This window comes from Bremerella cremea (genome assembly GCF_039541315.1).
Taxonomy (GTDB): domain Bacteria; phylum Planctomycetota; class Planctomycetia; order Pirellulales; family Pirellulaceae; genus Bremerella; species Bremerella cremea.
Map to the genome: position 1 here is coordinate 195,491 of NZ_BAABFZ010000009.1, position 18,715 is coordinate 214,205.

Consider the following 18,715-nt stretch of genomic DNA (forward strand, 5'->3'; position numbering starts at 1 on the left):
CGCGAATTTAGGCCGGCCTTTCCCTAGAGCCGGCCTTCTTCGTTCTTGCACGATCCGCTGTCAACCCAATGACCTGGACAGTGCTTCCTGGCTCGGCAGAATCGGCCGTTTGTTTGCCTGGCTGGCGTGTGGCTGGGGTTGGTTCTTTTCTTTTTGGGTCGAGGTGAGTCGATGACCTTTCACGATCAAACCGCATCCTTAATCGCTCAGGCCACCGGTCGCTTGAGCGGGAACTTCTCGTGGGCGCTGCTGGGGGGCGTGGTGCAGCAGTTTCTGATCGATGCCATGAGGCTCGCCGGGTCGCAGTTGGCCGAGCAGGGGCACGAGAAGAAGGCGCTCGTGATGGCCGCGCTTTCGCAGTTGCTCGACACGTTGCCGCTGCCAACCTGGCTGGCGCTGCTGCGCGTTCCGCTGAAGTCGCTTCTGCTGCACATCGCCGACGGGGCGATCGAAGCGATCTATCTCCGCTTTCAGGAGCAAATCAGCCATGAGTAGTCTCAGTCTTGGCCTTCTGATCTTCATCGGCGGAGTGCTCTGGAAATGGCTTTCCGGCGCCAAGCCAATCGTACCGCTGGTCGCGTCGTCGAACGTCGCCAGCCAACTGCGTAGCGTCTCGGCGGTTTCATCCAAGGAAACCGTGCGAACGTCTCGCACGCAGACAGAGGCCTTCGCGGCCTGGCTGGTGCTGCGCGAGGTGATGCAGCAGCAAGGCGCGACCACGGCGGAAATTGAAACGGCGGCCAAGTCGGTCGCCAAACGCATCATGCTTTCATCGCAGGAGACGCAACATGAAGGGTAGTTCGCTTGTCGTTCTGTCAGGCGTGGCGCTAGTGGCGTATTCGCTGATCGCTCCTCGTTTGCCAGGCAGCGGCATCGCGCCACCGCCGATCAATCCTGGTGGCCCTGATCTGCTGACGGTCTTTTCCCAATCGGACCAAGCGCAGCAAGCGGCGGCCGATGCCTGCGAGTTTGGTTGCTTATGCGAATCGATCGCCGAGATGATCGACTTCGATGGCCACCAAACGGAACCGCAACTGACCACTGGCCAGCAGTTGGATAACTTCCGCAAGCTGAGTCGTTTCTATCAGCTTCACGGGGCGAGCTATGCCCAACGTTACCCCGCCTTGGCCGAAGCCGCCGGCAGTTACTTGCAAAACGAACTGGGAAACGACGGTGGCAAGATCGATCCCGCCAGGCGTGCCCGATGGATCGCCGCGTATCGCACCCTGGCCACTTCCGCCCACTACGCCTCTGATTATCTGGAGTGGAAATGAACCCGAAGCTTTCTTCGCTCAACGTTGGTTTGCTGCTGGCTGCGCTGCTGGCAAGCCTGGTCGTCGTGGGACGGCTTGTGCCCACCACGACGTCAAACCTCGCGCCGGCCAAACCTTCCCTCGCCGTTCAACCGAAACCGAACGATCCGCCGTTGGCGCTGTTCGGCTATCAGCCACGCCCCGCCGAAACGCGTCGTTTCTTACAACAGTTACCCAAAGCGAACATCCGTCAGGCCGCGCCGGGATTGTTCCAGGCCGCCGCAGCTCCGCACGATGTCTTTCTGTATCGCGCCCTTTATAAGGCACATCAGCAGAAGTTTGGTCAGCCGTGGCAGGTCGGTCGGCAGGGGATCGGCGACTGTGTTTCTTGGGGTTGGGCGCATGGGGCGGATATTCATCTCGCCGTGATGTGGAGCCTGGGGGATTCCGCCGACTGGAAGCCGGTGGCGACCGAGTCGATTTACGGCGGGTCGCGAGTCGAAGCTCGCGGCGTCGCGCGAGGTGGTTGGTCGGATGGCAGCTACGGCGCGGCGGCGGCTCGCTGGGTTCGCGCGTACGGGCTCATCTTTCGCGAGCCTTACGAGCAGGTCGATCTTTCTACCTACTCAGCGAAACGAGCGAAGGACTGGGGCAACTATGGCAATGGCGGCAAGGACGACAATGGCCAGCTAGACAATCAGGCCCGCCAGCATCCGGTGCGAAACGTGGCCCTGGTCACCAACTTCGACGAAGCCGCCGCTGCGATTGCCAGTGGTTACCCGGTGCCCGTTTGCTCGAATCAAGGCTTCACTTCGAAGCGTGACGCCGACGGGTTCGCGCCGCCCTCAGGCAGCTGGCCGCACTGCATGTGCTTCATTGCCGTACGTCACGGCCAACGGCCCGGCCTGCTTTGTTTGAACAGTTGGGGCCCGAACTGGATCGCTGGCCCGAAGTGGCCTGACGACATGCCGGAGGGTTCGTTCTGGGTCGACAAGCCGATCGTCGATCGGATGTTGGCAGGCGAAGATTCGTTCTGCGTGAGTGGCTACGACGGCTTTCCGTTTCGCGAGCTCGATCACACGCTGTGGGTTCAAGCCGAATTGCCGCCCGAAGCGTGGCAAGCAGCGGCCGAACCAGATTCCTTTCATCCTGAATACGCACTTGCTCCGTAAGGTGACGTCATGAAACCAAGCCATTACTTGATGTTGTTGATTGTGTTAGTGCTGGGGCTGTATGCCCTACCCGATCGAACCGCCGATGTGGTGAATGGCCCGGTCCCGGCCGATGCCCAGCACGACACGCTTCGCAAACGCATTGTCCGCGTGCTGGCCAATTGGCTGATCGATCGGAACATGCGCCAGCCAGCGCCGACCGAAACGGAATTGCCCGATGCCGAGCCTCCCCGTTCGCTGGCTCAGCAGCCGGCCTACCTTTCGCATCCACCGGCGATTCCTCCGAGCCAACTGCTCAGCAGCCGCGACGCGCCGCTCGATCACCGCCATGGCTGGTAGTCACACTTCTTTCAACCAGGTAAACCGAACCATGAAATCGATGCTCACACTTTCGTTGCTGCTGGCGGTCTTCACCGGCAGCAGTGATCAAATAGCCGCTCGCAGCCAATCGGCTGCTCGGGCCCAAGCCGCGGTCACGCTGGCTTACGCGGCGATCGCTCCAACCGAAGTCCCTTCGCTTCCGATCACGCCCGACTCGAGTCCCAACGGGCAGGACGTACCCAACTTAAAACCGGCTGGGCAGCGTCAACCAATCGGCTACGCCGAGGCTTATGCGTTATATCAACAGTCGCGGAAGCCGATGGTAGTGATGCTGACCGCGCGGTGGTGCCCCGCCTGTCCGGCGACGCGGCAGCGGCTTTTGTCGCGGCAGCAACAAGGGGAACTCGATGGCGCGTCGGTCGTGGTGCTCGACATCGACCAGCAATCCGAAATGGCGCGGCAGATCGCCAAGGCCGCGCGGCACACCAACTCCAGCGGCAGCTTCACGATTCCGCTGGTCGTGCGGTTCGACTGGGAAGGTGGCACGCAGATCGCTCGGCGGGTCGGCGCGATCGAAACCCTCTCGATCCCGCCGCAAGGCTCGCCGGCGTTCGAGTGATCGCGCTAGTAACTACGAAGCATCGCCGGCAGAACGACAGCAACCCCGGTGATGTTGACGGCATCCGATTTTCCGCCAGTCGCTCGCCCACACATTTAATGGAATCCCAACTCTAGGCCAGATCGCTCAGCAGAGCAGGGGAGCCGTATCGGTTGCCAGCCAAGAAACAAAAATGGACAAGTTGCCGACGGAGTTCTGAGGCCCACCTGTTCGGCAACTTGTCCACAGCCCCCCGATTGAATTGGGTTGGCCGCACGGGATTGTTGGTTTACAGCTTCGCTAGTTCGTCGCTCAAGTTCACCAGCAAGTCTGCCGTCGTACCGAGCGAGGAGATGATCGCCGATTGCTCTTCAATCGCGGCGGCGACCTGGGTGGTGTTGCTGTTCACTTCCGAAACGCTCTTGCCGATACCATTGGTCGCTTCGATCACGTCCTTGATCGTTGCTCGAATCCGTTCGACCCGTTCGGCAATCGTTTCGGTTGCCGAGCGAGTTCCGGTGGCCAGGGCCTTCACTTCCGAAGCCACGACCGCGAACCCGCGCCCCGCCTCGCCGGCGCGGGCTGCTTCGATCGTAGCATTCAAAGCCAGAAGATTGGTCTGTTCTGCCAGGTCTCGAATCAAAGTCACGACGTCGTCGATCTCGGCGCTGCACTCGCCAAGCGTATCGATCGACTTGCCGGCCTGTTTCGATTGCGTCTCGGCATCATTCGATAGGTTCGCCGTGCGCGTGATGTTTTGAGTAATCTCGGTAATCGCCGCTCCCATGTCTTGAACGCTGCTGGCCACTCCTTGGCCCACTTCATTCAGCTTGCCGACTTGGGTTCGAATGCGGGCTTGTTCGGTCATGATGGTCCAGGTTGCCATGACACCAATCATATTGCCACTACGATTGGAAATCGAATGGACCTGCAATTCGAGGATCTCGTCGCCAAGCGTAATCATTGACTTGACGGGCAGGTTGGCTGGACTGGAAAGGATGTTGCGTTGATATTGCGGATTCTTGTGGAAGATATCGATCGAACTACCCACCACTTTATTGGGCGCGACAGGCAAGAGGTGGGCGATCTTTTGCATCGAGGCGAGCGAAGCGGGATTCATATAACGAATCACCAGGTCCGAATCAGCAAAGATCAGGTTCGTGGGCAACGCGTCGACCACTCCTTGAAGTCGTAACGCCTCTTCCATGTTCTCGACTTCGGCAGTCACGTCGATCGCCACTTTTACGACGCTAACCGGAACGCCGTCTTCGTTAAAGACGGGGTTGTACGTCGCCCGGATGTAGACCTCTTTCCCATCCTTGCCGATACGCAAAAATCGATCCGAGAAATAACGACCCGATCGAAGTTGGTTCCAGAACTCGTGATACGCGGGCGAATTGACGTAGTCTTCGGCGACGAACATGCTGTGATGCTTGCCGATGACTTCCTTGCGGGTATATCCCATCGTCGCTAAGAAGTTGTCGTTGACCTCCAGGATGGTTCCATCCATCGAGAACTCGATCGTCCCATTGGATTTGCTGATGGCCTCGAGCTTCGCCTCAGCCGCCTCCAATTTTCTGGTCAGTTGTTGGATTTCGCCTGACTGAGTATCCGAGCCAAACCAACTCCAGGAAGACTTTTGCGAAGCAACTGCAACAGAACTCATGGGACCACACACCTAAAGAAAACACGAATGGCGACTGCATTGCATAACTGTGCAAATCTGTTCGCTTTGCATAACCATAGATTGCACAACACGTGCAGGCGGTTGCGCCTCACCGCAAAGCAACGCCGATACCCGCACTTATAGTGGTCAGGCTATGCCCCTTCAGCTAGTCACATCGTTGCCTTCTACACCGCGAGTGAACACTCGCTCCGCTATGAACTTGAATTCAAATGAAACTGTTGTTCTTGCATCAAACCGATGTCGCGATTCGGTTTATGGCAACGACGGCAAATAACAAGCACGCCACTGTGGGTTCCCGCAGGATGTTTGCAGAGACAGGGGGCGGGGGTGTAAGAAAAGTACATGAGGTTTCCGTGTTTTTGGAGGCACCCGATGAGTGACACCGATTTGTATTCGTTTATTTACGAATCCACACCGAATCAATGGACCACGACGGAGAAGTCGTACAACCTGTCCGTAGCGTCTGGCGAGGTGTATCGGTTCACGCATGTAGCAGTAAGCCTTCTCAATCCGGACATTCGGCTCTGCTGGGGAGCACCAACCGACTCGTTTGCTGGCGGTCCCTCTCCGGTGGCGTACAACTTGAACTGGAGCGATGGTCGCGGGATCCATGTCCTGGCGATCCATCGCGACGACCTTTTTCATAAGGACGAGGCTGTCCTTCTGCTTGACGACGGAGTGGCGTTATTGCGCCCAGAGCGTGACGGAGTTCGGTTGTGGTATACACAGCGGCGTGCCGCGTTGGCTCGCTTGCTGTTCGATCTTCATTCGACATCCACCTTCACTTTCGATTCGATCGCATTTCGAGCGAATATTCAGGTAGGACAAGCCTCGCCCGCGCGCTTCAGGCGGCGCGGCGTTCAGCAACGTTGGCCTGGCCAGCCGCTGGCAGCAAGGTTTGGTTGGAAGTCCAACCGCTGACAGGCTCGCCCTGAGCCGCGTCGCCTATCTCCCAACCCGCCGAACACAAGCCAGCTCTCACGGCCGGCCCCTGCTAAACCATCCCCGCACACACCTCAACCTTTCACCCCAAAGGCCTTGCAACGAACGCTGGTCGTCTCGTTGTTAATTGGGGTGAAAGGTTTGTTTTTATCCTCAGAGAAGTCTGCAGCACTTTCGCTAGTAGGTCACGTTCTCATCGTCTCCCCACAGAAACTGTTTATGACAAAAGCTGAATCGCGTTACCCGTGGAATCCGGAACAATAGTCGCTCGAGTGAGTCGCCGCCGGCGCCGGCTTCCGTGAGAAACGCCAGCGCCGCTTCTGCAGACGCAATCTCGTGTTCTTCAAAGTCGTTTGACCACGCCTCTCGGTTGAACTGAAACCAGTCCCTGAAGTTTGGCAATCCAGATTCGTCGGCCGTCAGGCCCTTATCGGCGTGCAGTTTCTTAAATAAGGTCGGCGCCAACATTGGCGAGCCCGTCATCAAGGCAAACAGCACGAGGATCTCGTGATAATGCTGTTTATCCTTCAGAAGCTTGAGTTCCCCTTCGGTCATCCCCGAGCGATACAGACGATAGGAATCGAATAGCCGCGTGACGCGTCGTGGCGAATGCCCAAGGGCTCTGGCCAAACGTCGCAAACAATCGCGTTCGCCGGAGTCGAGATCTTCCTGTCGGGGACTGGTGGAAAAAGGTGGCAACGTGGCGCTCTCATCGTCGTCGAGCCACCCCTCAAAGAGGTTTCGTTGAGACAGCGAGTCGACCAGGTTTTCCTTCGCCCGATGGCTTAATAAAGGAATCTGATACGGCACCTGAAATATCTTTTCCAGGTAGTCGGTCGCGGTCGCCTGTTTGTTGTCGTCAGTTTCTGCCGGGCCCAGTCCCATCAGGTTATGGTATTTCTCTTTCAGGGCCTGGGTGATCCAGCGTTGATCGACACCAACGACCACCACAAATAAGCGAAACCCGAGTAACAGGTGAACCGCTTGCAGGACTTCGGCGACCGTTTCAGCAGGGCAGCGATCGATGTCGTCGATATACAAGACGATTCGCTCAACGAACGGCACTTCTTCCGAACCGGGCGGGACGAGCTTTTCAACCTCATCCACAAGAGGCGAGGCAGGCGTGTTACGGTTCACCCAGAACTCGTGTTGAAGACGGGTTAACGTTTCGAAGTCTTTCCGGACCAGCGAGATGAGCCCCAGATGTTGTTCGTAGGTCCGATCACGGACGCGATTCCCCAGGAACTCTTTGAGCATCGTCCCCAACTGCTCTTCTTTCCCGCGCGGCGTGAAGCCAACCAGTTCTGCCTGTGCTTCGTTTAGCTTCTTTTCCGCAGCAACGAGTTCGCTCTCCGCTTCCAATACTTTCGCTTCCAGTTCTATGAACTTGTTGCGTCGATCCTCTTCGACTTGCGTGCGTGCTGATTCGATCAAGTCGTTCGTGCTGCGGATGGCATCAACGATCTTCTGCCCGCGTTTTTTCAAGAGAGTCAGCGCCGCCATGCCCCCAGTCAGCCAAGTTCCGAGCGCGGCACTAAAGATGCCGTCTGGAGCGATTTTGAAATACGACAACACCAGTGGAGCAGCCACCGTTAAACCGAACAGCAGGATGAAGGCGATCCCATAGCTCACAATTCCACACGAATTCACCGCCAGGCGAATCGTCTCGCCTAATGTGAAAGAACTGCTGACCATCTCTTTAATTTCGCCAGCGCTATCAATCAGCTCGTCGATCTTCTCGGTGTGTAATGCGGACTTCGCTGCTTCGAGTTGCTTCTTGTGCTTGTTATCGAGCTGGGTCAATCCTTGTACGAATGCCTGCTTGACCGTGTCCCACGTTGTCTTGGCGTATTCGGTTAACGCTTTCGTCGAGTCACCAAGCTTTTGGGCCCTGGTTTGGCATTCCGCCTTCAACACTTCCACCTTTTGAGCAGCGTTGTCTCGATCGACCGACGCTTGCTGATAGGTCTCGAGTTGCTTGAAGAGTTCGGCAACCTTGTCTTCTTTCTTCGATTGGGCGGTTAGCTTCTGGTAAAGCTGCTCGAAGATATGGCCTGCCAGGCTCGCCCATAGATTCGACTCAACATAGTGCCATGCGTTGAATTCGATTTGCACGACGCGGCTGCAATAGACCGTCGGCTGATTCGTTTCGCGGGCCCTGGCCGAATGAATCGCGATCTGAGCGATCTGGCTCTTCAGCGCATTCATCATGAACGTCTTGCCTGACCCCCAATCGCCGAAGATCCCAATTGCCTTGGGTGGCACCAGATCGCGGTGAGCAATGTACTTGGCAAACGTATGCACAGGGCCGGCGATCCCCAGCTTGTCCGCTTCCTCCCACCGCCAGATTAACGGTTCCCTCTGGCGAAGGTCGGCGTAGCGAATCGCCTCGAGCTGACCTGGTGACCGCCGTTTGGTTGTTTCCAGATTCAGGAGATCAACCTGATGATTCGGACTTTCGTTCGGTGGAGTTCCACGGCGTCCGAACTTGAAACCGGCAATTGCATCTTGAGGTTTTCCAGGCCAGTAGATCGCATAGGTATCGAGCAGTGACTGAATCTCGCCGATCGTTGATCTCGCTCGCGAGTACAAGCTGCTACTGTTGCCAGGCACATCGTAGTTCAGCCAGTAGCTCGACAATTCGTCTCGAAATCTCTCGATGTCCTCTCGTCGTGAGATCGCCCGAAGAGCGGTCTTCGCATCTTCAAAGGCCCTCATCCGAGCCAGGAAATCAAATCGCGGTACATTGGGATCACTGCGTGCTGCTAGCGGCAACAAATTGGGATCGAGAGCTTCTAACTTTTCTAGCAGTAATGCTCGAAGTTCTACGGCAAGCTCATCAACGCAAACCTCCGGAGCGGGCAGTTGCTCGTTTTCCAGGAATTGTTGCAGCTGCCTTGCTTGAATGAATGAAATGGGAATTCCACGTTGAATCACCTGAAAATTCCCCAAACTTCGCGTCAGCTCTGCGAATTCGTCGCTCCCCGAAATGTCATAGAGTGTGGGGGCATCTACTCCGTAGGCTGTGACAGCTCTCGCCACGACGGTCGGTGGACCATTCACTGCCTGATCTTCTTCAACCGTTCCGAATCCTCCCAGCCGCTTGGTTAGCATCGAGTAGAAATAGACGATATCCTGCGACTTGATCTCACGACTCGCCTCGGTTGATCTCCAGACGAATTCATTCGCGCTCGAGATATCAGGCATACTGAGCTGCGATTGTTCGTCATCAACTCCTACGATCCAAAAACGTCGCTTCGCTTCCGTCGCTTCTTGAGATACGCTGGGGCTGGGTATTTCGTCCATGGAATCAATTTGAGTTAACAACAGGTGGCTGGCTGGCAACACGTCAGACGGGATTCTAACCCCCTGACAATGGCAATCCAACCAATTTGGGTTGTGGTTGGATTCTTCTGCTGAAACAGGGTGTCCGTGGGGGTTGCTCCCTTCGCATCTCAAGGTTAATTTTGTCGGATGAATCAGGGCTTTTTGGTCGGCTTAGGCGGTTGGTGATGGTACGATGGATAGGATGTTGAAACAGGTCGAGGTGATCGTGGCTCATCGATCGGATGAGACGCGGGCTAAGGTTCGTGAAGTGCTGGACGAACTGGGTTACCAAATCCGGCACGAATGCGATTCCAGCAAGTCGCTGATGGACGCCGGCGTCGATTCTCCACCGGACCTGATCATCTCCGGCATTGAACTGGTCGACGGCGCGGCCATCGACGCCTTGATCGCGATCAGCCATCTCGATCCGACGCCAGCCATTGTCATCACGCCGCGTGATTCGCTGCTGGATGTCGAGAAGGCATTAAGCGATCACGTCATGGCGTACCTGGTCGAACCGGTCGAGCCCGATCAGATCAAGCCGACCATCTATCTGGTGCGGGAACGCTTCCGGCAGTTCGAGCAACTCAAGCACGAGAATGAAGACCTGCGACAAGCGCTCAGCGATCGGAAGACGATCGAGAAAGCGAAGGGGGTTATCATGGGCCGGGACGAACTGACGGAGGAAGACGCGTTCCGTCATCTTCAAAAGCAAGCCCAGTCGAAGCGCATGAAGCTGGCCACGTTCGCTGCCGAACTGCTGGAATTAGAAAACGGCAACGCCTAACGCGGCGATGGTCAGGCGTCACCTCGCTCAACCCCAGTATTGCTGGAGCGTGCGTTTCAATTCGTCGAAGCGAAGTGGTTTGACCAGCACCTGGTCACAGCCGGCCTCGGTACAGCGTTCCACATCGCTTCCAACGGCAGCGGCGGTCAACGCAATGATGGGTGACGGGTACTCGATCGACTTCAAGTAGCTGGCGGCCTCGTAGCCGTCCATGACCGGCATCTGCATATCGAGCAGCACCAGGTCGAAATGACTGCCCTGTTTGCGACGACGGGTGTCGATAATGTCGCAGGCCTGTTTCCCGTCGTGAGCGAAGATCGGTTCGATCCCGAACTTGGCAAAAATCTTCTCTAACAGAAAACGGTTCGCCTCGACGTCTTCGGCCACCAGGACCGACTTCTGATCCCATGAAACACTCGCCGCCGGTCGCGGGTGATTCGCGGCATTGGTCGAGGGGAGATCGTCGGGGGAAGCTTCCGGGGCGTGAACTTCCAGCATGAAGCTAGAGCCCTCGCTCGACGTCTTTTCCAATTTCAAACTGCCACCCATCATCACCGCCAGTTGCCGGCTAATGGCCAATCCCAGGCCAATACCAATTCGCTTCTGCTCGCTGGTGGCTGGACCTTGGCTGAAGGGGGTGAAGATCCGATCGATCACGTCGGGGTGCACGCCCGGCCCTGTATCGCTCACGCGAATCTTCAGCATTTCTTTGAGGTAGTCGTATTGAATCAGGCACTCGACTTCGCCGTGATCGGTGTACTTGATGGCATTGCCGATCAGATTGATCAGAACCTGACGCAGACGAACCGGGTCGAAACGAGCGAGGGCAGGGCAGTTCTTCGGCAAATGCCAATGGAACCGCAGCCCCTTGTCGGTTGCACGGAACTTCATCAACTCGCAGGTCGATTCGACGACGTGGCAGATGTCGTTGGCCATCGTTTCGATTTCGAGCGTCCCTGCTTCCACCTTAGCGATGTCCAGCAGGTCGTTCAGAAGCGAAAGCAGGTGTTCGCCGCTACTGGCGATCATGCCGAGCATCTTCTGGGCGTCAGGCGCGTTGGGATCTTTCTCCAGCAGTTCGGCGAAGCCAATGATCGCGGCCAGCGGCGTGCGAAGTTCGTGACTGAGCGAGGCGAGAAACTGTGACTTGGCTCGATTAGCTTGCTCGGCCGCTAACATCGCTGCGGCGGCCCGTTCTTCGCTCTCCACCAGGCTCTTGAGCAACTTGTGCCGCTCGATGGCGTTCTGGGCAATGCGTGGCAAGATTTCGGCGGTAATGTGCGACTTGCCAAAGAAGTCTTGCACGCCGTGTTCAAGGATTTTGCTATCGAAGCTGCGCAAGCTGCCGGTGATTAACACGATCGGCACTGGCGGAATCGTCGCGTCGCCCAACAACCGGCGGACAAAGCCGGTCGCGTCCATGTCAGGCAAGCGGTAATCGAGAAAAACCAGATCGAAGTCTGTAACGCGCTGGTCGAGAAGTTTCAAGCCATCGCCGCCGGTGGTGACTTCCGTGAACTGGTAGCGGACGCGGTGATCTTTGCGTAAAGCCGATACGATCGCATCGCGATCCTGCGGCGAATCATCGACGATAAGAATGTGAGACTTCAACACGGCTGACTTATTTCAAGAAGCTGGCGGTCAATTGGCGGACAGTCATCAGGTATTGGTCAGGATCAGCTGACTTAGAGTGAAAGTCCGAGGCGCCGAGGGCAAGTGCTTGCACTCGATCGCCGGGGTTCGAGGATGTTGAAAAAACGACCACACAGGGAAGGATGTCTGGAACTTGCTCCTTGAGCGTCTGGAGCACTTCAAAACCGTTGCAGTTCGCCAGATTCAAATCGAGAAAAATCAGCGAAGGCAAATACTTCTCGATCAAGGCCCGCCCCTCACGGCAGTTCTTGGCGCGCAGGATCTGAACCTCAGGATGATCCATGCGCACTGCCATGGTGCCCATCTCGTAATCCAAGTCGCAATCCTCGATGAAACACACCGAGGGCGGTATCGAATTTTGCATTGTTCGTCCGCCTATTCCAAGGTAAAGAAGACGGTTGAGCCAGTGCCTGGCTCAGACTCGATCCAGATTTTGCCACCGTGACGGGTAACGATCTTTTTGCAGATCGTCAGTCCGGCGCCTGAGCCTCCACCATAATCTTCGGCCAAATGGAGACGTCGGAAGATCTGGAAAACCTCCTCGACCATATCCACAGCAATTCCTATTCCATTGTCTTTCACATAGTAAATGTTTTCAGCCTGCCCATGGGGGGAACTGGCCTCTAAACTGCCGATCTCCACCCGTTTTACGTCACTTTCGTTGTATTTAAGAGCGTTTTGGATGAGATTGGTTAGTAGTTCCCGCAAACAGAGGTAGTCCGCCCAGAGGGTGCACTCATTCTTGACTAGCACGTCGATTCCGCGTGGGATCGGTCGTCCGACGACCATTTCCGACGCCTCTTCCGCCACCTCGCGGAGGTCGACCTGCTCCTTCTCCAGATTGCCCTGGCCGGCTCGAGAGAGCTTCAGCAGACCCTGGATCAGCTCGTCCATGCGGGACGAAAGGTTGCCCAGGGTATCGAGCCGCTGGCCGATCTGGTCGGTCAGATCGGCTCCTAGTTCGTGCTTCAGTAGGTAGACCGTCTGATTGATCCCTCGCAGCGGTTCGCGAAGATCGTGCGAGGCGGCATAGGCGAACGAATCGAGGTCAGCGTTCAGCTTGCCCAACTCGTCATTCACTCGCAGCAGTTCCGAAGCCCGCAGGCTTAGCAGTTCGACCAGCCCGCTCCGAAGTTCGGAAGCCATTTCACGATCGATCTGCGACCAGCGACGCGACTGGTTATGGACGGTCACTTTCCATTCTTCAAACGACAATCGAGGCGAGAGCCGGATGCCGTCGCTCGTCTCGATGGCCACCTTATCTGGGTTCCCGCCCCACGACACTTCGCTGACGAACTCGTCGCGGAAGAAAAGCAGCCAGTTGGCTTCCGGGGCGAACAAAGGGACCGCCAGGCAGCCGCAACTTTTCACCGACGAATCGTCGTTGTAATCAGGCACGGACTCGACCAGCGAATGGGTCGACCAGACCGGATCTTCGCTATTGAGCTGATCGTTGAGCGTCTCGATGATCCGCGCCATCCCTTTTGGGGTGGGCGTGCTGCCGAACGTCTGCACGCCTCGCTCCGAGCAAATTGCCACGCCGCTCGACTGAACGATCTTCACCAGTTCCGGCCCCAACATATCGAGGGCCTGCCAAATCGCGGGCGTGCGGGTCACCAGGTCGAGGATCTTGTGGTAATGCTTACGACGGCGGTTGCGGGCCGAGTTCACTTCCGATTGTTCGCGGGCCGACAAATAGTTGCCGATCACCAGTCCCATGATCTCGCACGCGGCTCGCTCTTCCAGTCGGAGCGGTTTGGCCGAGTAGTGATGGCAGGCGATCAGCCCCCACAGGCGGCCTTCGATGACGATCGAAACCGACATCGATGCCTGGACTCCCATGTTGCGCAGATACTCGATATGAATCGGCGAGACCGCGCGAAAGCAGCTTAAACTCAAGTCGAGCGGATGCCGAGCGTCGGCGTGGCAAGCAGGCATGATTGGGACCGGCGTCGCATTCACATCCCCAATCGAACGAACCGTGTTCAGCACGTACAAACGACGGGCTTGTTCCGGAATGTCGGTCGCCGGGTAATGCAGCCCCAGAAACGAATCGATCCCTTCGACCACCGACTCGCCGATCACTTCGCCATGATTATCTTCGGCGAAACGATACAGCATCACGCGGTCGAAGCCGCTGATGTGCCGCATTTCGTCGGCGATCACCTGGTAAAGCTGCTCCAACTCGGTGCAGCGCTGCAATCGTTGATTCGCGCGGGTCAGTTGTAGGGGCAAGCTCAGGTCTTCCGCCAACGGTGTTGGCTCATCGAGCTCTGGCTTTTCAAACTCGACCAGCAGCATGCCTCGATAAAGGTGAGCCGCGGCCGAATGCGACTCGTCCGCGGCATTCGCCATCCGCAGCTTTAGCGGACGAACGACCTCGCGGATCCCTTTGACCACGCGGCGCAGCGCAGCGGTCGATTCGGGCGCGAACAAGGCGTCGAGTTCCGCACCGACCTCAGGCGTAAAGCCAAGCCATTGGTCGATGTTCTGCGACATGTATTGCAACGTGAGATCGCCGAGTTCGAACGCCAGCAACGCACCGCTGGGCTGAACGGCCCCGGCCAGATGGATCGGTTCGCGATCGCAGTTCGTCAGATCGACCGGCGTCTTGCCGGGTTGTTGGTTTCGATCTTTCATGACGGGCCTCCTAGTTGTTCTCGATAGAAGAGAAACATTTGCTTGGCGGCTTGCACAGCCTGGCCAACGTGGTGCGGTTCGACCAGAAACTGATCGAGCCACGCCTTGGTTGTCTTCCAGCGTGAAGGGGTCTGGTCGCCGTACGCTGCCAGGTAACCGACTGGAGCGAAAGGGATGTTACGGCTGACCGACTTGCACAAATGCATCGCACCCATGGTCGACCCTTCCAGAACGTACAGTACTCCTGCAGCATCCTGGGGTGTCTGGACCCATGCGTATGACATTCCTGTGATCGACTTGGCCGAATCCGCGATCTTATGCAGGATCTCGGTCTCGGATTGGTCGGTCAGCAGTTGCAAGTCTTCCAGGGCCCATTTTCCCTTGCGTCGATCTTTGAACCAAGGTTCTGGCTTTCCCAGCAACTGGTCGATCTTCTGATCGGCCGCTGGCAGGAAGGTCGAGATCTGACGCAAGAATTTCGCGTAGCGATGGGCGTCGCGCAGATAGTAGCTCCAATCGATTGATTGCTCTACTTCACGATGTAACTCAGCGGTCTCTTCGCGAAGACGCACGGTCGGCGTGGCGCCGACTGCGTTGGAATCAGAATCAGGTTGTGGAGCTTCGGATGAATCCGACATAGCGACGGCTCTGGTTTAAGACACGAAATTACACGCATGGTGAAATTAATCGAACTTAAACCGGGCTGCCATAGGCCGGTAAATTTCGAAATAGGTGATCTACACCTGGGTTATTCGTTTGCATCTTAGAAAAATTGGCGTCCCGGTCAACCAGGGGGGCCGATGTCGGAAGTCCTGACAGGTGCGGGAGAAACGCAACGTGCTGGCGTCCCAACGGACAAAATCTTCACCCAGAAGCATCCCATGCCCCCCGAGCGATACCAATCACAACCGAGGATTGTGGCGCGTACTCGACACCACCGCAAAGACTGAAAGCCAGTTATCGACTAGAGGTTCTTTCGACGCGGTCCAACGATCACCGGACGTTGCGCATCCAATCGATTCGGGGCGTCATCCAAAAGCGACCAACTTTCGCCCAAGTCCCCCACGCGCCACAACGATTGGTAAAAGCTACGGACGAAACGCAGTCAGCCCGGACAGTTGAGTTCTCAGGGAAATGCCAGAGGAACGCCTCGATCGCCTGCTCCGCGTTTGTCTTCCACCGGCATCGACAAACTGCTTCCTCGGAAAGCCGTACGATCGAGTGGGAATGCCTCAGCGCGCAAGTTAACGATTACAACAATCGCAGCACGTTACCATGCAACCGGTAGACCGACGTGGGGCAACTATTCCGGCTGCTTTGAGATCGTTTGACCTGGGCAACGCAGCAACCGATTTAAAGTGCAGGGCCCGTCAGGCGGACGCACGGCCTTCAGTTTTTGAGAAAGGATTCCCTCTCACCATGCGACGTCTCACCTCGCGTCTTCTAGCGACGTTAGCTCTGCTGGCCACACCTGCCTTGGCACTTGCCCATCCCATCGCTTCCGATGAGTTGGAACCTTTGTACGCGCCATTGGAGCCGTTTGCCTGCGAACATGGGCACGCATATGACATCCGCGAAGGTCGCCCCGATACACACGCCCCAGCCGGCTTGATGGGAGATCATGTCCATCACCAGGGCGAGTACATGATCGAGTACAAGTTCCGCAAGGTGTTCATGGATGGCAATCGCTTTGGCACCCAGCGGGTGAGCGATGTCGAAGCGTTGGACGTGACCGGTATTCCGTTCATGGCGACCCCGACCCGCATGGACATGAATATGCACATGATCCACTTCATGTACGGAGCGACCGACAACGTCACGCTCTATATTATGCCTATGTGGATGGAAATGACGATGGACCATCTGCGTCGCAATGGAACCACCTTCAGCACCTACAACTCGGGCATGGGCGACTTGCCGTTTGGTGCGTTGATCTTGCTGCACGATACCGACACGACCGACCTGATCTTCAACTTTGGGATGAGTGCCCCGACCGGCAACATCCATGGCACAACCACTTCGGCCAGCCCTGTCGGCGCCGAAACACAGATGCCTTATCCGATGCAACTAGGGTCCGGCTCGTTCGCTTTTCGGCCGGGGATCACCTTCAAGAAGTATTGGGAGATGGCCAGCATGGGCACCCAGCTTCAGACGAACCTACCTATCGGCGAGAACTATCGCGATTACAAGGTCGGCAACGAATACAAACTGAACTGGTGGTATGCCCAGCGTGTCACCGAGCCGCTGGCGTTTACTTTCCGTACCGAAGCCCTGTGGCGTGAAAACTACAGCGGCGATGGAGACCCACAGCTAAATCCTAACATGATCAGCACGGCCCGGACCGATATGCGGGGCGGATTCTGGTTCAACCTTGGCTTCGGTGCGATCTATCAGTTCTGCGACGGCAGCCGGTTGAACTGCGAAATGGTGTTGCCGATCTCGCAAGACCTGGACGGAGTGCAATTAGAAACTGACTTCGAACTGTTCGCCAGTTGGTCGAAGTCCTGGTAAGCCCCTCACGACAATCGATCATCTCTCCAGAAGGCCGCCTCGATCCTGACTGATCGGGGCGGCCTTTTTTGATGGTTCAGGCACACTTTCAGAACTCGCCCAACACTTCGCCATCGCCACGAGTCGAGAGCCCACGCCACGTTGTTATGTCAACCGTCTCGGTGACAAACCGTACCGAACCATCGCCGAGGGCCGCATTCACCCCACCGGGATGAAGACTTCGAGCCGCAAACCAGCCTCGGCTATGCGCATAGGCATCGGGCGTGTTGCTATTGGGAGACAAATAGCTGTTGAACAACGTCGCACTTGCCTGCCCCCAAATCCAAGGATATCCGCGGTCACCGCGCCAGTCGGTGGCGGCAACGATATCGGATTCGGTCCACATCGGATCGACCCCGCCTGGCGACGTTCCGACGCGCGATCTCCCAGAACTCAGCGAAGCAGCCAAGCGATAGGGCTTGGAGATATCCGCCAGCGCCGTCCCACTCAAATCGCTGCCAGGTCCCCGCAACGCTTCCGCCATCATCATCGTGTTCGACGTACCATCGGTCAGATCGCGAAACCGTGTACTGCTATCGAAATAGAAGACACCATCGGTTGGAAAAGCTGGATCGTAATATGCTTTGCCGGCCGCCGAGATCCCGGTGCCAGTGTTGCCCATATAATTGGTGCCCGGCAGATCGGTCCCGAACGAGAACGAACCGAACCGTACTTCAATTCCATCCGGTGCGCTGTCACTTGGACAAAGAAACATCGGTACAAGAATCTTGGCAGCCGGGTTACTAAAACTCGGGGGCGATCCCGCTAAAACCGGTTGCGTGAAATCGATCAGATCTTGTAGCGAAGTCTGCTCGACGAAAGGCAACAAGCGGGCGTGAATCGAAAATGCATTGCTACTGGCCGAGGTGCTCCCTCCGCCATTGCCACCACTAGGCAACGAGCGATAAGTGCTCTCGTACGTGTGCATCGCCAGTACCAATTGTTTTTCGTTATTGGTGCATTGCATTCGACGCGCAGCTTCTCGAGCTTGCTGCACCGCCGGCAAAAGCAATGCTATCAAAATTCCAATGATCGCAATGACGACCAGTAACTCGACCAGGGTAAACCCGCGCGCAGCAGCACGCGGAAACAAGAACCGTTTCACGTGGAAGACTCCGAAGAAAAAGATACACGCAGACTCGTTCGCGATTGCGAAACGAACTGCCTGGGAAATTGCATTTAAGAAAGCAACTTCCAAGTTTCCGGCGGCGGAGTTTCCGGTGAGTCATTCCAATCGATCGGGTCAAGATCTCTCGTCAATGCTCGCCATTCCGGTGTCATCAGCAAGCAGGAAACGATTCCATCCGAAAGCATTCTCGGTTCCGAACTCACGAGCAATCCAGGCGGCGTGGTCTGGCCGCACGTGCATCGACGAGTCCATTGAGAAACTGCGGAAGGTTCCTCGCAGGCAATGTGACGATCGACGGTGGACGCGTTCTGCGGCGAAGATTTGCCCGCGAAACAAGCCGCCGGCAGCAGTCGCGGCCTCGGCGAGGAACAACAACTAGATTGATTCTCAGGCTGACAGCAGCAACACGTTCCGCCCGCTTGCAGATTCTCGACGCAACGACACTGCGAGCCAGCCAGACGAACCGGCAAACCGATGGTGGTGCTCACGTAAGTGAGGAGCATCAGATAGTGAAGCAGAGGCAAAAGCCTTGCCCGGAAGCTCATAATTAATCGACGAAGGCAGGGTCCGAGGGGAGGAATCCCATGATTCTAATCGGAATCGTAACCTTCACGAAACCATCGAACAGGTTACCTGGCCGAAATCTGTCACGATTT

16 protein-coding genes are annotated in these 18,715 nt (G+C 56.7%); 9 read left to right on the forward strand and 7 right to left on the reverse strand.

Annotated features, from left to right (window positions below; genetic code table 11):
* Positions 1 to 171: 171 nt before the first annotated feature.
* From ABD890_RS24305 to ABD890_RS24330, 6 genes are read left to right on the forward strand one after another with little or no spacing between them, the layout of a single operon-like run.
* The gene (locus tag ABD890_RS24305; RefSeq protein ID WP_345095493.1) at positions 172 to 495 is read left to right on the forward strand and encodes a hypothetical protein; all 324 of its coding nucleotides are present in this window, start codon (positions 172 to 174) and stop codon (positions 493 to 495) included.
* Positions 488 to 799 (forward strand): hypothetical protein, encoded by a 312-nt coding sequence (locus tag ABD890_RS24310; RefSeq protein WP_345095495.1) that lies wholly within the window; start codon positions 488 to 490, stop codon positions 797 to 799. The genes ABD890_RS24305 and ABD890_RS24310 overlap by 8 nt, the downstream gene beginning before the upstream one ends.
* A complete protein-coding gene (locus tag ABD890_RS24315) occupies positions 789 to 1,274 on the forward strand; it encodes a hypothetical protein (RefSeq protein WP_345095497.1) in 486 nt (161 codons plus the stop codon). The genes ABD890_RS24310 and ABD890_RS24315 overlap by 11 nt, the downstream gene beginning before the upstream one ends.
* Positions 1,271 to 2,425 (forward strand): hypothetical protein, encoded by a 1,155-nt coding sequence (locus ABD890_RS24320; protein WP_345095499.1) that lies wholly within the window; start codon positions 1,271 to 1,273, stop codon positions 2,423 to 2,425. The genes ABD890_RS24315 and ABD890_RS24320 overlap by 4 nt, the downstream gene beginning before the upstream one ends.
* Positions 2,426 to 2,434: 9 nt before the next feature.
* On the forward strand, positions 2,435 to 2,764 hold the full coding sequence (locus ABD890_RS24325; RefSeq protein ID WP_345095501.1) for a hypothetical protein: 330 nt from the start codon (positions 2,435 to 2,437) through the stop codon (positions 2,762 to 2,764).
* A 31-nt stretch (positions 2,765 to 2,795) separates the two neighbouring features.
* Positions 2,796 to 3,365, forward strand: a complete 570-nt coding sequence (locus ABD890_RS24330) for a TlpA family protein disulfide reductase (protein WP_345095503.1) — start codon at positions 2,796 to 2,798, stop codon at positions 3,363 to 3,365.
* Positions 3,366 to 3,633: 268 nt separating this feature from the next.
* On the opposite strand, the gene ABD890_RS24335 is transcribed toward ABD890_RS24330, so the two are convergent.
* Positions 3,634 to 5,010, reverse strand: a complete 1,377-nt coding sequence (locus tag ABD890_RS24335) for a methyl-accepting chemotaxis protein (protein ID WP_345095505.1) — start codon at positions 5,008 to 5,010, stop codon at positions 3,634 to 3,636.
* 393 nt (positions 5,011 to 5,403) lie between these two features.
* Between ABD890_RS24335 and ABD890_RS24340 the strand changes: the two genes are divergently transcribed.
* Positions 5,404 to 5,952: a hypothetical protein gene (locus tag ABD890_RS24340; RefSeq protein ID WP_345095507.1), complete on the forward strand. Its 549-nt coding sequence runs from the start codon at positions 5,404 to 5,406 to the stop codon at positions 5,950 to 5,952.
* A 198-nt stretch (positions 5,953 to 6,150) separates the two neighbouring features.
* Here ABD890_RS24340 and ABD890_RS24345 read toward each other — a convergent pair whose 3' ends face one another.
* Positions 6,151 to 9,279, reverse strand: coding sequence for a P-loop NTPase fold protein (locus tag ABD890_RS24345; RefSeq protein ID WP_345095509.1), 3,129 nt, complete (start codon positions 9,277 to 9,279; stop codon positions 6,151 to 6,153).
* A 214-nt stretch (positions 9,280 to 9,493) separates the two neighbouring features.
* Here ABD890_RS24345 and ABD890_RS24350 point away from each other — a divergent pair, with 214 nt between their 5' ends.
* Positions 9,494 to 10,087: an ANTAR domain-containing response regulator gene (locus tag ABD890_RS24350; protein WP_345095512.1), complete on the forward strand. Its 594-nt coding sequence runs from the start codon at positions 9,494 to 9,496 to the stop codon at positions 10,085 to 10,087.
* A 27-nt stretch (positions 10,088 to 10,114) separates the two neighbouring features.
* Here ABD890_RS24350 and ABD890_RS24355 read toward each other — a convergent pair whose 3' ends face one another.
* Genes ABD890_RS24355 through ABD890_RS24370 form a run of 4 tightly spaced genes read right to left on the reverse strand, consistent with a single transcriptional unit; the run spans position 10,115 to position 15,018 of the window.
* On the reverse strand, positions 10,115 to 11,701 hold the full coding sequence (locus ABD890_RS24355) for a response regulator (protein WP_345095514.1): 1,587 nt from the start codon (positions 11,699 to 11,701) through the stop codon (positions 10,115 to 10,117).
* 7 nt (positions 11,702 to 11,708) lie between these two features.
* Positions 11,709 to 12,056: a response regulator gene (locus ABD890_RS24360; protein WP_345095515.1), complete on the reverse strand. Its 348-nt coding sequence runs from the start codon at positions 12,054 to 12,056 to the stop codon at positions 11,709 to 11,711.
* Between the two features lie 59 nt (positions 12,057 to 12,115).
* The gene (locus ABD890_RS24365) at positions 12,116 to 14,380 is read right to left on the reverse strand and encodes an ATP-binding protein (RefSeq protein WP_345095517.1); all 2,265 of its coding nucleotides are present in this window, start codon (positions 14,378 to 14,380) and stop codon (positions 12,116 to 12,118) included.
* Positions 14,377 to 15,018, reverse strand: a complete 642-nt coding sequence (locus ABD890_RS24370) for a biliverdin-producing heme oxygenase (protein ID WP_345095518.1) — start codon at positions 15,016 to 15,018, stop codon at positions 14,377 to 14,379. Before ABD890_RS24370 ends, ABD890_RS24365 begins: the two co-directional genes overlap by 4 nt.
* 781 nt (positions 15,019 to 15,799) lie before the next feature.
* Between ABD890_RS24370 and ABD890_RS24375 the strand changes: the two genes are divergently transcribed.
* Positions 15,800 to 16,891, forward strand: a complete 1,092-nt coding sequence (locus ABD890_RS24375) for a transporter (protein WP_345095520.1) — start codon at positions 15,800 to 15,802, stop codon at positions 16,889 to 16,891.
* A gap of 88 nt (positions 16,892 to 16,979) precedes the next feature.
* Here the strand turns inward: ABD890_RS24375 and ABD890_RS24380 are convergent, their stop codons facing one another.
* Positions 16,980 to 18,035: a DUF1559 domain-containing protein gene (locus ABD890_RS24380; protein ID WP_345095521.1), complete on the reverse strand. Its 1,056-nt coding sequence runs from the start codon at positions 18,033 to 18,035 to the stop codon at positions 16,980 to 16,982.
* Between the last annotated feature and the right edge of the window lie 680 nt (positions 18,036 to 18,715).

Bases quoted from the DNA above. Each gene is read 5' to 3' on its own strand.
- ABD890_RS24305 (WP_345095493.1), top strand. From the start codon at position 172: ATGACCTTTCACGATCAAACCGCATCCTTAATCGCTCAGGCCACCGGT.
- ABD890_RS24310 (WP_345095495.1), top strand. From the start codon at position 488: ATGAGTAGTCTCAGTCTTGGCCTTCTGATCTTCATCGGCGGAGTGCTC.
- ABD890_RS24315 (WP_345095497.1), top strand. From the start codon at position 789: ATGAAGGGTAGTTCGCTTGTCGTTCTGTCAGGCGTGGCGCTAGTGGCG.
- ABD890_RS24320 (WP_345095499.1), top strand. From the start codon at position 1,271: ATGAACCCGAAGCTTTCTTCGCTCAACGTTGGTTTGCTGCTGGCTGCG.
- ABD890_RS24325 (WP_345095501.1), top strand. From the start codon at position 2,435: ATGAAACCAAGCCATTACTTGATGTTGTTGATTGTGTTAGTGCTGGGG.
- ABD890_RS24330 (WP_345095503.1), top strand. From the start codon at position 2,796: ATGAAATCGATGCTCACACTTTCGTTGCTGCTGGCGGTCTTCACCGGC.
- ABD890_RS24335 (WP_345095505.1), bottom strand. From the start codon at position 5,010: ATGAGTTCTGTTGCAGTTGCTTCGCAAAAGTCTTCCTGGAGTTGGTTT.
- ABD890_RS24340 (WP_345095507.1), top strand. From the start codon at position 5,404: ATGAGTGACACCGATTTGTATTCGTTTATTTACGAATCCACACCGAAT.
- ABD890_RS24345 (WP_345095509.1), bottom strand. From the start codon at position 9,279: ATGGACGAAATACCCAGCCCCAGCGTATCTCAAGAAGCGACGGAAGCG.
- ABD890_RS24350 (WP_345095512.1), top strand. From the start codon at position 9,494: ATGGATAGGATGTTGAAACAGGTCGAGGTGATCGTGGCTCATCGATCG.
- ABD890_RS24365 (WP_345095517.1), bottom strand. From the start codon at position 14,380: ATGAAAGATCGAAACCAACAACCCGGCAAGACGCCGGTCGATCTGACG.
- ABD890_RS24370 (WP_345095518.1), bottom strand. From the start codon at position 15,018: ATGTCGGATTCATCCGAAGCTCCACAACCTGATTCTGATTCCAACGCA.
- ABD890_RS24375 (WP_345095520.1), top strand. From the start codon at position 15,800: ATGCGACGTCTCACCTCGCGTCTTCTAGCGACGTTAGCTCTGCTGGCC.